The organism is Paenibacillus sp. Soil766 (assembly GCF_001428105.1).
In the GTDB taxonomy this organism is placed as follows: domain Bacteria; phylum Bacillota; class Bacilli; order Paenibacillales; family NBRC-103111; genus Paenibacillus_E.
Genome location: NZ_LMSJ01000012.1, coordinates 146832 through 161521, shown reverse-complemented (window position 1 = coordinate 161521; position 14690 = coordinate 146832). Strand labels below are relative to the sequence as shown.

Here is a 14690-nt window from a genome sequence, read left to right as displayed (position 1 = left end):
GTGTTCACTTAATTGTATCTTACTGGGATAGTTTTGCTCAATCACAATGTAGGGTAAATTTATATTCCGTTAAGTGTAGCGCCCGATCCAGCATGACGGCAATTTCCTCCCGTGAGACGAATGAATCAGGACGGATTAGTCCTCCGTCGTAGCCTTCAATCAGGCCAAAGGACAACGCCGTACGGAGAGAAGGAGAATACCAAGCAGACGGGTCTACATCACTGAAGAAGGTCATACGGGCATCTTTCTCCGGCAAAGCAAACCCATCCGTTAACAACTCGGCAAATTCAGCTCTGGTTATGGCATCATCCGGACGGAATCTCCCCTCCCAATCCCCATTCACAAGCAAGCGGCCTGCCATGGCTTCGATGTCAAGTCTGGACCAGTGACCGCTCAAGTCTGGAAATGTTCGGCTCCCCGTAATAAGCCCGTACGTACTATTGCCCATACGTTGGATCAGTGCTGTATAGGAGCCATCCAGTTGCTTGACGAATAAGGTTGGAACCGGAGCCATCGTGCAATCTGAACGAAATAGAACAGCTGCTGATTTGGCTGGATCTAGTTGCCCAGCCGGTAAAGTGCGAGCGGCAAACGCGTTATCATAGTCGTGTATCTCTGTTACTTGTCCGGAAGTATATAGGATCGAAACGGAGAAGTCGACTGGTGCACCAGTTAGCGTAAAGCAAACCGGCTACTCCGTCCTTCGAGGACGTCTCGCATTGTTTATGGAATTAAAGATTCGGGAGATTGGGTATTCTCATACCCATCTCCCGAAGTCTGGATAGCTATTCCATTTTCATAGCAATTGCGGCCATATCGAGATAATCAATCTTCAGATCCTGATTGACATCGAATAATTGAACAGTCGACCAATCTGGGCTTGCTGATGTTTTGCCATAATGGATCAAAACCCAGTACAGGTCGCTGACGCTAATCCGATTGTCACCATTCAAATCCTCAGGCTTCCGCTTATTCACAGTCAGTTTAAAAGCGTCTACAGCCCCAACAAGTGCGCTCGTTGCCGCGTCGATCTGTGCCTGGGTCACGGCAGTGTCAGTCTCTACGGCCTTCGCTGCATTAATCGCCGATTGGAGAGTCGTTCTGGAGCCTACCGGATACTGTCCAATCAGCGTTCCCTCCACGGAAGCATTGTAAAGTGCCTCTGCGGTAACAATCGCTGCAGTTAAGTTGCTTTTATTCGCATATTGAACATTGACCGTAAGCTTGAAGGAAGCCAGCGCGCTTTCAAGTCCAGCACCGACAACGGCAATGGAAGCTGCATGAAGATCTACACCGCCGTTCGTTCCATTTGCTTTGGATGCAAAGGTCAATTCCAATACATCACCGTTCGCCTTGATGGCTTTAGCGACGTCTAGGCTTGAAGCAATGATGCGGACTTGGCCCGCAACTGAGGTTTTCGTCGATACAATATCGAAACCTTCCTTCAAAGACACAGCAGAAATGAAATCCAGCTTGGTCGAGTCGTAGGTTACGGTCGCATCCAGCGCATATACGCTGTCCGTCACACTGTCCAGACTGTACGTGACCTTGAAGCTTTGTCCTCCATCTACAGTAGCCGGACCTGTCAGCTTATTGTTCAAGTCCAGATTGGGAATCGGTATGGGACCTGTACGCGTAAAGCGAACGCCATCGGCCAGGATAAAGTTACCTAGTGTATAGGCATTTTTAACAACAACGCTGCCTGACTCCCCTTTATGAAAAGGGTAGCTGCCTATTTTAAACCAACTCTTCCCATTTTGCGATTGATTCACAGAGACTGTTTCGGAACCGTTCGCATGATGGATGGTAAAAGGAGCATTTTGCGTTCCAGTCGTTATATGCTGCCATACATAAACATCATACATACCATCGAATGGAATGACTGGCTTAAAGCTCACGCTGGATGCTCCGTCTTTCTTAGTATTTAAAGCAAAATCACCTTTATTTGCATCTGCATTCGGTCGGGTTTCCCATTGGCCCAAGAGGGTTACACCAGTAGGATCCGAATTATCCATGGTGATTGCGACATTCTCTGGCACCAGCTCAAAGCTAATGTTATCAAACACAGCTTTACCTACTCCTGAAAGGATACCTACATTGAGGACCAAGTCTATGGGCTCGTTAACTTCATAAGTTTGGCTGTAATTGACATACTGATTCGTTAACGTCACAGACGCAAGCTGATGATCGTTAGCCCCGTCCCAAATGTTCAACTCTGGTTGTACATCGCTGCCTTCCAGCTTCTTGATTTGTGCGGAGAGCACATACGTCCCAGGTTGGTTGATCGATACTTGCTGGTACATGAACGTTCGATTATTCGGAGCTCCCACCGAATTAAATTCAGCCGCGTTCTGTCCTGCAAACGGAGAAGTCTTATTCACATAGGCATTTGTTCCATAAACACCTCTGTTCCAGCCCATCGTCCAATCCGGCAATATCACAGCTGACGGGCCGCCTGCCGGGTCTCCGCTTACGCGTTCAAAGTCCCCGTTTTTCACTGTCGCAAGCGGAACATCTCCCGCGACTTTCGTAATTTGCAACGGGGCTTGACTGACGATGAACAAGCTGTTCTTTTTCAGTAAACGCTTGGTTCCATCATAGTCCGTAACCGGAACGGTATTTCCGTAGGCGTCCTGCGCGCTAACGATTTGCTCAGCGTTGGCGACAGTTACATATAACAATAGGTCATCTGCTGATAGTACACTTAGATATTTGCCATCCGTACGCTTCAGATAATGATTGACTTTCAGGAAATTAGCGCCTTCAAAGCTAGTATAAGAACCTTTATATTCGTCAGCTTTACGAATATGATGCTGCAGCGTCGCCAGCGTCTGATACATTTCTGTAGGCGACTGGGAATGCCGTGTAACGAACGTATCCTCGGCCGGAGTCCCCATGTTGAAATATTTGGCTGTACCTGCCCCCAAGAAATCCATGTAGTTCCACACAGTGTCATAAATGCGCCATGGAGTATGGTTGCTATTAAGTGGGTACACCTCCGACTGCCACAGCTGCAGATTCGGGTGAGTCGTTTTGGCTTGCCCATAAGCGGTAAGAATATCCGATATTCCTTGTGTTCCGACATACCCATGCACATTGTAAATATCGTAATAGTTAACGTTATCCCCCTTGAGCATATTAACCGCCAACTGACGATCCGCAGCCGGGTCTGGGGTTGCAAATCCGCTTGTTGTTACGTAGAGCTCAAGGTCTTGACCCGTTGCCAGCTTATATTCGGACTTCACCCGCTGTGCTTGTTCATAAGCTCTTTTTTGCATCAAAATATACTCTTCGTTCGTACCTGAGAAGGCAGCTGCGATCGTCTTGGGATTCGAAGTAGGGTGAAAATTCACCTCGTTGATGACCTCCCAATACTTCACCTTACCGGCGTAGCGCTTCATCGTCTGATAGACATAGCTGGACCAATCCTCACCAGTTCCTGGAGTCCCATTCGTATACTTAATATCCTTAGGTACCCAACGCTCCGCTCGGTAGATAAGTTCGTTTAAGCCTGCCGGAATATCCTGTTCGGCTGGTCTGCTAGAGGCCCAATCGGAAGGATAACCCAGCACTGCGAGGATATCCATTCCCGCTTCTTGTGCCTTCTCGACATAGGCATCGCTTTTGTCCCAAACGAAATTGCCTTTGGTTGGCTCAACAGCATACCATAAGAACTGTAACGCACCTTCCCAACCGCGCGTTGCGCTCGTATGAATTTTGGTCCATGCGGACATATCATAGTCATAATTCGCGTGCTGCCCATAATAATTGGCATATTTACCGTCAGCTACGCCCGCTTCATCGACGGGTACTTTCGATATCCCACTCTTATAGATGATAGGTGCAGAGTCGCTTGAACTCATCGTTGTTTCCAAATACCAGAAGCCTACCTTATTCTTCAACACCGGAAGTGGCAGTTCCTCAATGCCATACGTACCCCCTCCAGCTACTAGCACAGTATGATTCTCGGTAAACTCTACTTTCCCATAGGGATCTGTTGCTTTAATGCTTACGTTGTAGGCTTTGTTGCTATCTCCATAATTAACCGTCATAACTGGATAGACTGCATCTTCGCCTGTATAGTAAACCTGTTTCTCATTGCGGAATGCGGGCTTCACTACTCTATATTTAGATGAGTTATGCCATGGTGTAATAAATTTGTGGGATTGAATGTCTTGACCATATGTAATGTCAGCAAGAAGTGCTGTATCCGTTCCTCGGCTAAAAATCTGAGCAGTCTGCTCCAGGTCACTTGCACTTAGCGCTTTGGTCGAAATCTTAACCTGACTGACATTGAACGGACTGCTTCGTTCTACCATGAATTCGTAGGGCATGAACTTCTCCAAAACCGCTGCTGCAGTTATAGGCGTTGGAGGTGTAATTTCAACACCATCTTTATAAATGGCGGCATACCCGCCAGTTCCCATTTTCCAAGAAAATGCCAGATTGAAGGGCTGACCGACTTGATAGCTGAGCTGATTCGGCTGCGCATACGCATAAGCGCCATTGGTTCCTTCACCGTTTCTCACAAAGAAGGTAAGCGGTTGTTCATACACCGCATTCGTACCGGTAGGCTTCTTACTCGGTGGCGGAATATGAGCCTGAATCAACGTGTTTCCAGGACCGCTTTGTTCCGGAATTAATTTAAACAGGAAGTCCCACGTGTTTCCGAATTCTTCATAGGGTTTATCCAGACGCACCCGAAGCTCAATCGTCCCCTCATTCGGATTGAATATACCAGGCGCATAATCGCGGTACCAGGTCGGTGTATCCGTGAAATTGTCTTCATTTCCAACGTTCGTGACTGGACTTGGCGTAATCGTTACCACGAGGTTAATTGTCGCCGATGCATTCCCCATACTGAGTTTAATGACAGCGTTTTCATTTACATCCGAAGTTGTTAAATTCTTAGCTTTGAGTAGGAGATTGCCGTCCACCACTTTCAAATATGTACCGTCAACAGGAGCTACTGCGGTAATTTGAACATCGGGGTTACTCGTACTCCCCGTCTTCAATCGAAGAACCTGTTCATACACGTTCGAACCTACTGTCGTACTAGCAGCAATCGTGCCTGTTGCTTCGTAATTCACTTTTTCCAGATCAACTGCCCATTGGTTCATGGAAGCAGTCATATCGGCATCGCGCGCGACTTGGATGGCATCCAACCCGGCTTGGTCTGGCAATTCTCCAACTTTGACAAACTTGATGCCGTCAATCGCTATCGAAATCGAACCATTCGCTGCAGGCGCCACAGGCGGAAAATATTGATACCCGGTTCCACCCGCTATAATGGGGTACTTCTGCCCGCTTCGGAACGGATATACGCCATATGGCACCCATGCATCTGTCCCATCACCCGAACTCGGGTTGTTAATGATATGCTCGCCTGCAGCATGTGTAATCGTATAAGGAACGTTGCCCGCATACCAGCGAGTTGTAGCGGGTTTCCTTACATAGAAGGCATACATGCCATCCTGTGGAAATTGAGGTGCAAATGTCATGCTTTGAGGCGCAGCCTTGTTCAAATTGGCATAAGTAAATCTGTTTTGATAGGTTCCACTTGCTCCTTGAATGAAGTTCGCCCCGCTTGGCGGTGCAGCAAGCCCCGTGTACGTGACAGCAGAATCTTGATCATCGATGATCACGCCAATCTCTTCAGCGCCCAGTACATCACCCGTAGCTGCATAAGCGGCTGTCATTCCGATCGGCACGATGCTGATAAGCAGCGTAGCAATCATGATGAGGGCAATGACCTTTTTAACAACACGACTTTCCCGTACCCTTGTCATCCTCTTCAACATTTCCAAACACACCTCCATTGATTATGATCACACCAGTAATAAGACTTCAGTCACCTCAGCTCTTATGGGTATGATCTTATTCTAAGAAATGGATGGATGCGTCCACAACAGGACAGAAGTAAGATATCTATGACAAAAGGACGGACTATTTCAACGCTTGCCAATATCGGAATTCATCGCCATAAACTGGCTGGGCATAACGCCAACCGTCGCCTTGAATGATCGGCTGAATAAATAAATGCTTGAAAAGCCCACCATCTCAGCAATAGCGGTTAAGGTTTGCGTCCCATCAATTATTCGTAGTTTCGACTGCTCGATGCGAATATGTGTCAAATATTTATGAATCGTAATGCCAAGCTGCTCTTTAAATAAAAACGATAAATGATTGGTCGATATTCCGACATGTTTACTTATCGTATGATTATCCAGTTCAGGGTCCCAATAGCGTTCATTAATGAATGTGATGGTGTTTTCAATAAACACCCAACCCTTCGTCATCTTTCCTTCTCTCTCGTGATGACCCACTTGTCCCTTCATAAACAGGACTAACAATTCCAAACAAATCCCTTTAAGGATCAACGAATAACCCGATCTCCTATCCAAGAACTCTTTCTGCATGATCAGAAATCTTTTCTTGAACTCGATCTGGTCCGGCAAGGGCAGGTGGGAAATTGGGCTTGTAGATGCGAACTGCATCTCTTTTGCTGTCATCGCTTTTCGCTCTTCCGTAATCACTTGGTCCTTCCAAGAGCTTCGTTCTTCGTCATAATACAAATCAAAATGAACGATATATTGGATTAGAGGCACCTCTGACGTAGAGCGAATGATATGCGCCATGAAGGGAGGCATGAGGAGGATATCGCCTTCCTTCACCTGATATTTGACTCCGTCCAAAAAAAACTCAGCTTCCCCTTGTTCGATATAGGTATACACATGGTCATAATCCATCCATTCACCCGCCAGAGAGAAGGATTTATGAATTTTGACCACTCTGACAAAAGGCGTTAAGCTGTTCATCCAAGTCTCCATATACTTCCCTCCTGAGGAAATACATCATTGTCCAAGTATAACTGAAGGGTATTCATATTTTCCATATCCCACCGTAAAGAACCTTTGGAACCATTGATTTTGAGGCGATTTCCATTGCGGTTCCTCTTAGGACTCACAACTCGCTCCAGTCAAATAACACACCGCTATACTGATCCTTATTCAATCGCAGACCCTCATAAGCTGTCTTGGCTTCCTCTGGCTTCAGCACATGACTGATTAAAGGTTCGATTTGCAACCGTTTCTGTTTCATCAGCTCGAATATAATGTTCGAGTTTCTGACCAACGAATGTTTGACAAATTCGTTAGGTTCAATCGGATAACGCCACTCATGCGCTCCTTTGAAGGTAATACAACCCCTGTTATACAGATGGCAGTAATTTAGCACATCCGTCACATCCGTGTTATATTCACCACGAGGACTGCCTAAGAATATAATTTCGCCTAATTTGGCGATATAGGGAAGACTCTGGATCGCTACTTGCGGGACACCCGTAGCTTCAATATGGGTAGAAACTCCTTTTCCATGGGTGATATCGGTGATTTGTTCTTTCACACTGTCTTGTCCACCATTCACCCCATAGATCACACCACACTGCTCGGCTATTCGAAGTCGTTCCACAGATAAATCAATACCAATCACAGTTGCGCCCTGAGCCTGCGCCAGCTGAGCAGCCATATTTCCGATTAGTCCAAGCCCCGTAACACTAACATAATCCCCAAATTCAATATTCGAAACACGTATCGCCGTCGTTGCGACGGTTGCCATACGAGTAAATGGTACCCATTTCAAATCTAGATTCTCTGGAACTTTAAGAAAGGTCCCCCTTATTGAAACAACCTCATACTTGGAGTGGCTCCCATAATGAAAAACAACATCACCGGATGCAAACCCCGTCACGTCTGCCCCCACTTCCACGATCTCGCTTACGGCTGCATATCCTGGAATGCCAGGCATCTGGAACCAAGCCTCGTTCCCCGACAACATGGCTAGTTCAGTTCCCGGGCTGATTAAGGTATACAGCTTCTTAACCAGCACCTCCTCTTCGCCAATCTGCCTAGTGAAGTTTTCTTCCACCGTTTCAACCTGCCATGGACTTTGGAACATTACTTTTTTGTTAATCATCGCATTGATACGCTCCTTTATATTGATCTCATTTTCAATATAAATGTTTTTACTTTGAGCGTCTTTGACGTAAACCATGATTTTTTATCAAAAAACACGAAATCCCGTTAGAGTTCCGTGTTCTTGTGTGTCCTACGCATTGACCCGTAACAACTCTGCACGGTATTCACCTGGCGTCTTACCCGTTTCCATTTTAAATGCTTTCGTAAACGATTGAACCGTCAAGTAACCTACCTGATCCGCAATCTCCTGGATTTTCAGTCGTGGGTCGTGTTCTGGCTGCCGCAAGTCGGCGCTCCGATACTCTGTCCTTAATTGTCATACCAGTTTTATCCTTATAGATTTTGCGCATATGCGAAGTACTAATCGCAAAAATTTCACTTAACCGTTCGATCGTTAAATCATCTGCAAGATGTGCATCGATATAAGCTGTAATCCCATCTGCCAATTCCTGATTCTTCAGAGATCGTTTCTGCTCCAGCTGATCAAGCACAAGCTCGTACAGCGCCTGCATGTAACCAACCATGCTCTGCATCGTTTCCATTTCTAACAGATCGGTATGCCTCAACTGCTGTATGACCGGCTGAAAGCCGAGTTTGGCGTCAATTTCATAGACACATCGAAGTGATGAAGAAAACAACTGCAGGAAATAATGTCTGACCACCTCGATTTGTCTGGCGTGATGCTCAATCATATGGGAGTCAAATTCTTGTAAACCAGAGACGACCCCTTCCCGGTTCCCCGTTTTGAAGTGTGTCAGTAATTGCTTTTCAAGACCTAACGGATACATGACAATTCCTGTTTCCGGCCGGACAGCTTCATAATAAATAACTGTATTGCCACCATATACGAGCTTCTGCCGCAGCGCCGAGCCGGCTTCCTGGTAGCAATCACTTAGCTCTTCAATCGTCGTGTGCAAAGCACTTACACCAATTGTAAAGGTCATCGTAGAATCCTTGCACAGAAGCACCAATAGCTGACGCAGCCAGGTGCGCAGGCTATCGGGCAGCATCTCCGATGCGCTCTCTTCTTTGTCTAAATGGAGTACCAGCACCATTTCATTCGGCTCTGTCTCCACCAAATAACCTTGATATGCCTGCTTAACGAAGGCCTCCTCATGTAGTCCTTCGGACAACTGCAAGAGCCGTGAATTCCGCTCAGACTCATGCATTTTCTGGACGAACTTGGTGTACTCGTCCATAGAGACTAGCACGACAACGAATGCCCCTCTTTCCGGCAGGCTCAGACCATAATAAGCCAGACGGTCCATCGTTTGTAACGAAATCTTTTCATCTCCACAAACCAGCCGCTGCAAAAATTTGTTCCGACTCTGAACCTCATAATCCTTCAGCAGGCTCGTTAGATCCCGATTCTGATCCATTAACCGGCTGACGTTGCGCTCAATCTGAACGATCTCCTTGGCATGTTCAGATTTCCTATCATAGGATTTCTGATCCGTGCCGCGCATCATAATCAACAGCCGATTCATCGGGTTGACGATTCTTTTGGACAACAACAACGAGCCGATTAGGCTGAGCAGCACTGCTATCACACTGATTACAACCGTCATCCGGCTCCACAAGTGGAGACTGTGAGTCACCACGGACTTCGGAATCATGTACGTGTACACCCAGCCGCTCGTTACGGATGTCACATAGCAAACCAGCGTGTCTATCCCGCGCACTTTGGTCAGCAGGCTACCTGATGAACCGTTTAATTGTGAAATATCCAAGTCGCTGACAAGTTCCCCGACATCGGAAATCCCTTCTTCTGTTTTCTGCGAAAGAACATGCCCTTCCTTATCGGTTACAATCAATTGGACATCAGGGTTCGTATTTAAAGACTGCATAATCTGCGCCAAATAATTACCCTTGATGTTGATCACCACATACGCAGACGGCGTCCCCGCATGTATGATAGGCAAGGTTTTTACCATGGAGATGACCGTTTCTTCCTTAGCTGCAGAAATTCCCGGCAAGTATCTCGTGCGGACGAGCGATTTGCTCGGCGTCTGTTCTGCCATGGAACGGATGAAATCCTTATCCTGAAAACCGCTGAGCGGCACAGCCCCCTGAACCGAGGACAGAATTAACTGCGAGTTGGTGTAGTAAATAGAAACGGAGTGAATATAGTCACTGGATAAAACGACATTCTCGAGGCGCTGCCTCAACTGAAGCTGCATGTAGATATCGGATTGCTCATAATAATCCATATAATGAAGAAAAGATGAATCTAAGAATACCGTTTCCATGGCCTTGTCGACTTCAGCCAGCACGATTTCCTGCCCATTCTTGAGCAGTTGCAGCGTGTTGCTGCTGTTCTGGATGGCATCCCTCCAAAGTAGAGACGAGGACGAATAATACAGCGCTCCCCCAGAAATCGCTGCTCCCACATTAGATACCTGGGCTCACATTGCCCGATCTCAGTTCGTTATATGTTTTTATTTTGGAGTCAAGCAAGGCTTTGCCGCCCTTCTTCTTCCATGTAGCCACATATTCGTCCCATTTGGACAACGGCTCCTTACCAGTAACAAACTTGATAAACATCTCCTCTTCGTATTTGGCTACATCTGAGCCGTACGAGTTCTGTTCATCAGTCAGCGGGATCCCATAGAAAATATCCTGGTACAAGGTGTATTTCGCTGCCGACTCTATGAAGCGGTTATTTTCAATTTGCACTGGATCTTTAGATGAGTTGCTTACTTGTTCTACTAGTTCTTGTCTAGAAATAATCTGGCCCAGCGGGTCCAGCCATCTCTCGTCGAACGCCTTCTGTCACGACTGCGTTCGCGCCTCGGTAATTTCCCGGTAGTGATCACCCTTGATCCCATAGTGACTAAGCTCCCAGCCCTCGTCCGTGGACATATAATCGAGAAAACTTAGGACGGCTTCCGGATTTTTGGTTTTGGATGAAATGGCGATCACTCCGCCTAAATTGCCAAAAGACAGCATGCCACTTTTTCCTTCTGGCCCCTTAATGCCAGGAAAGACCGGCTCCCAGTACGCATTCGGTACAATTTCCTTCATTTTGAGCTGTTGCCCTAACGTTTGCGGGGCGATGGACCACCAGGCACTAAAATAGCCAATTTTCCCTTGAGCCACCTTTTGCATCGCCTGATCCGACTTGATCGTAACATCTCAGGATCGATTACCCTGGCGTCCCACAGGTTTTTGATATAGCTTAACGCAGTCTTATATTCTGGAGAAATAGCAACTGGGTAAATCTTGTTTTCCTTTAAATAACTATTCATGGGCACACTGTTGGCAAACATTCACGGCGAGATGCCAAATGCCCCGAAAATCGGCATAAAGCTTTCCGCGTAAGTGTTAGCGTTGCCAATGCCGAACGTATCATTCTTACCGCTCTTGTCAGGATCGTTGAAGGTAAACGCTTTCACCATTTGCTCGAATTCATCTAAATTGGTGGGCATTGTCATATTCAATACCTCCAGCCAATCCTTACGGACTACCGGAACCTCTTTGCCTGCCGCATTCTCATAAGGAATAACGTACTGTTTACCTTTGTGCTTCGTCAACTCCCACAGCTCTGTCTTCAGATTCTTCTTCAGGTTAGGAGCGTATTGTTCTAAGTAAGGAGTCACGTCCAGGAACAAGCCTTGATCCACAAACTTCTGGTAGTCGAATGAGCCCAACCTGCTCATATCCGGAATCTCACCTGATGCGGCAAGCGCGTTGTACTTGCTATTGAAATCGTTATTGGGCAGCATATTCACGTTCAGCTTCACGCGAGTCTTTTTCTCAATTTCTTTGGTAACTGGGTTGTCATCTCGCCAAACTCGGCCTCCATCAGGCTGTATGAGCGAAAGAGTCACTGGCGCATCAGATACCTGACTACCCTGATCACTGCGAGTTGAAGGATTTTTGGTTCCTGTGCTGCTGCAGGCCGTTGCGAGAGCTACTGCCAACGAAACCATACATAGCAAAGCGGTAGCTCGCTTAGTTGAGTTGGTTTTCATTAATGGCCATCTCCCCCTTTGTCTTGTTTTTTATTATAAGCCATAACCGCCTACGATCGCAGACTTCCTTTTCACAAAACCTGCACTACGATTCGCAACGCATCAGGCAACGATTTGTTCGATTGGTTATGTAACCTCATTTTTTCACGAAAGCGATTACATTTATAGATGACAATGTGCTTTTTTGTTTCTGGCTAGGTGATTGGCAATCTTCTCTCATTTTTGTGAGATTAAACAAATTCTTAACACATTTCTAATTAAAACCTAAAGGATATATGAAATATTACATGAATCGGTAAAAACGGGTAATTCAGTCGTAGGGACGACTGAAGATGTAAACTAACTAGAGGTGTGAGCTAATGGTAAAAAAGTTTCAGGAGAAATTAGCTTATTGGCTAAGTAACACAGCTATTTTTCGCTATGCATTCTTCGGCATGCTTTTGATTATGCCAATTATTAATCTATTTATTTTACCTGGCGTTGATATCTATTCCCTCTATCTTCTTGCTGTCATTTTCTTAGGTATTGGATTTTCGAATCGACCATTTATCATTGTATTGGCGATTTCTACGCTCGTTGTCTTATTACGATTATTTATACAGTATAAAATGTTCCCCTCGGCAATTCTAATATCGCTTTGGATCGTCTATGCCCTCATGACTTATATCTCCTACAATATGGAGAATTTATATCAAAAAAAGAAAAAGGCATCATTGGACATCATCGTAGCCTTATCGAAATCGTTGGATTCCCGGGATAAATATACGGCAACACATTCTGAAAATGTAGCTAAATATGCGACGTTGATTGCTAAAGAAATGAAGCTTTCTAGCAAACAATGCGATAACATTTATATTGGTGGATTGCTTCACGACATTGGGAAAATCGGTATACCGGAAAACGTTTTAACAAAGTCGGGATGCTTAACCGATGAGGAGTATACGACAATTAAACGTCACCCTGTTATCGGCTATGAAACTATTAAACATATCTCTTCGTTCCAGGGAACTCAAGGCGTTCTGGACATGGTGCTTTATCATCACGAGAGATACGATGGAAAAGGTTATCCTGAAGGCTTAAGCGCTCAAGAAATACCGTTAGCTGCTCGTATTTTATCTGTTGCAGATTCTTACGATGCCATGACTTCCAAACGGGCCTATCGCGATCATATGGAAATCGAATATGTTTATCAGGAATTTATCAAAAACAAAGGAACCCAATTCGATCCAACAGTCGTAGATGCTTTTTTAGTTATTCTCAAAAAAGAACAAGCAACTTAACTGACCAAGCTCTTTATCAAGCTTAAAGCGGTCGAAATAAAGTTTTCAGTTACTAGGGCAAAGTAACATTACCTACCGCCCCTGTTGCTCGATTCTTTCCAGCCTTTGATCCAACCTATCCAGCAGGACCTTAAGCTCCATATTTTCTTGCTCTGCACGGTAATTGATAGCAAAGTCAAGGATCGCCTCCTGTTTATCTTTGGAAGCTTGTCGATTCTGACTCATGAGAATGACTGGCGCTTGAAAGGCTGAAATACAAGAGAGAATAAGATTAAGCAGGATGAACGGGGGTTTATCGAAGGCGAAGCTCAAGAAATTAATCGACATCCAAACGACTAAGAACAAACTGAATAGCAAGATAAACGCCCAACTTCCGCCGAACCTGGCAATGTCATCAGCAAGCCGATCAGCCCAGGAAGCCTTCTTCTCCTGCTGCTCAATTAAATGGGATTTAATGTTCCCTTTATACGCATTTACGATGGAAGCTATGCGTTCTAATTGGTCATTGTCCAGTTTAAAGCTAGGGTCATTATCTAATTCATGAAACAACTTCTCCGATGTGAAATCACCTGCCGCTTGAGTTCCTTCCATTTCTTTTCCTATCTCTTTTTCCATTCCTTGTCCCTTCTTCCTTAAGCCAATCTTACTCCAAGGTGGTAAGGAGCATGTCATCCAACTCCTGAACCGATTCCGGATACGTTAATTCCATACTTTCTAACGCAGACACGGCGATTTGCAGAACTGCCCAATCCCGATACCATCGATGGTTGGCAGGGACAATATACCAAGGTGCTGAATCCGAACTGCACTGTTTAATTAAATCCTCATATGCCGCTTGATATTCCTCCCAAGATTCACGTTCAACCAGGTCATTCTTATCGAATTTCCAACGCTTTGTTGGATCCTTGAGTCGATTCCTAAGCTTGGCAAGCTGGAAATCTTGCGAGATATGCAAGAAAATCTTAACTATTTTCACACCGCTGCTCTCCAGCAGTTTCTCAAAACGATTGATATGCTTGAACCGTTGTTTCGCTTCCGAATCGTCAATTAATCGATGCACGCGGGTGATCAGCACATCTTCATAGTAGGACCGAATGAAAGCTCCAATCATGCCTTTGGCAGGCGTTGCCTTGTGTGCACGCCACAAAAAATCATGGGATGCCTCTTCTTCTGTAGGAGTTCGGAAACTCGTTACTTGAAACCCTTGCGGATGCAGACATCCAAGCGCATGCTTCACAACACCATCTTTGCCGCTGCAATCCATGCCTTGAATGACGAATAGAACAGACTGCTGCTTTGCTGCATAAAGCATATTTTGAAGAACTTCCAATCGTTCCTTCAAACACGCCATATTCGGCTCGATTTCTTCTCTGTCCTGATGAGCATTGGTATCATTCGGATCGATGCTCGCTAATTGTACTTTTTTACCGTGTTCCCATCGGAAATGGCTGCTAAGCATA

11 protein-coding genes and 1 pseudogene are annotated in these 14690 nt (G+C 45.7%); 1 reads left to right on the top strand and 11 read right to left on the bottom strand.

Translation table 11 applies throughout. The annotated features are described in order from the left end of the window. Positions 1-37 precede the first annotated feature (37 nt). The 9 genes and pseudogenes from ASG89_RS10135 to ASG89_RS10100 form a co-directional block, all read right to left on the bottom strand. On the bottom strand, positions 38-514 hold the full coding sequence (locus tag ASG89_RS10135) for an S-layer homology domain-containing protein (protein WP_057310463.1): 477 nt from the start codon (positions 512-514) through the stop codon (positions 38-40). Between the two features lie 271 nt (positions 515-785). Beyond that, a complete protein-coding gene (locus tag ASG89_RS10130; RefSeq protein ID WP_057310462.1) occupies positions 786-5801 on the bottom strand; it encodes a cohesin domain-containing protein in 5016 nt (1671 codons plus the stop codon). 150 nt (positions 5802-5951) lie between these two features. Next, entirely contained in the window at positions 5952-6830 is an 879-nt protein-coding gene (locus tag ASG89_RS10125; RefSeq protein WP_057310461.1) for an AraC family transcriptional regulator, read from the bottom strand. 133 nt (positions 6831-6963) lie between these two features. Then, positions 6964-8052 (bottom strand): zinc-dependent alcohol dehydrogenase, encoded by a 1089-nt coding sequence (locus tag ASG89_RS10120; RefSeq protein ID WP_235549695.1) that lies wholly within the window; start codon positions 8050-8052, stop codon positions 6964-6966. Between the two features lie 54 nt (positions 8053-8106). Beyond that, positions 8107-8262: a helix-turn-helix domain-containing protein gene (locus tag ASG89_RS38620; RefSeq protein WP_082592954.1), complete on the bottom strand. Its 156-nt coding sequence runs from the start codon at positions 8260-8262 to the stop codon at positions 8107-8109. A 583-nt stretch (positions 8263-8845) separates the two neighbouring features. Next, a pseudogene (locus ASG89_RS38615) lies at positions 8846-9244 on the bottom strand (hypothetical protein); the annotation flags it as partial. Positions 9245-10367: 1123 nt separating this feature from the next. Continuing rightward, positions 10368-10652 (bottom strand): hypothetical protein, encoded by a 285-nt coding sequence (locus ASG89_RS10110; RefSeq protein WP_057310459.1) that lies wholly within the window; start codon positions 10650-10652, stop codon positions 10368-10370. A gap of 96 nt (positions 10653-10748) precedes the next feature. Further along, a complete protein-coding gene (locus ASG89_RS10105; RefSeq protein WP_414813256.1) occupies positions 10749-11102 on the bottom strand; it encodes an extracellular solute-binding protein in 354 nt (117 codons plus the stop codon). Positions 11103-11245: 143 nt separating this feature from the next. Then, the gene (locus tag ASG89_RS10100) at positions 11246-11950 is read right to left on the bottom strand and encodes an extracellular solute-binding protein (RefSeq protein ID WP_057310457.1); all 705 of its coding nucleotides are present in this window, start codon (positions 11948-11950) and stop codon (positions 11246-11248) included. A gap of 359 nt (positions 11951-12309) precedes the next feature. On the opposite strand from ASG89_RS10100, the gene ASG89_RS10095 reads away from it, so the two are divergent. Further along, positions 12310-13230: an HD-GYP domain-containing protein gene (locus ASG89_RS10095; protein WP_057310456.1), complete on the top strand. Its 921-nt coding sequence runs from the start codon at positions 12310-12312 to the stop codon at positions 13228-13230. A gap of 72 nt (positions 13231-13302) precedes the next feature. Here ASG89_RS10095 and ASG89_RS10090 read toward each other — a convergent pair whose 3' ends face one another. Further along, positions 13303-13845, bottom strand: a complete 543-nt coding sequence (locus tag ASG89_RS10090; RefSeq protein WP_235549694.1) for a DUF1003 domain-containing protein — start codon at positions 13843-13845, stop codon at positions 13303-13305. A 28-nt stretch (positions 13846-13873) separates the two neighbouring features. Beyond that, entirely contained in the window at positions 13874-14689 is an 816-nt protein-coding gene (locus ASG89_RS10085; RefSeq protein WP_057310455.1) for a PPK2 family polyphosphate kinase, read from the bottom strand. Between the last annotated feature and the right edge of the window lies 1 nt (position 14690).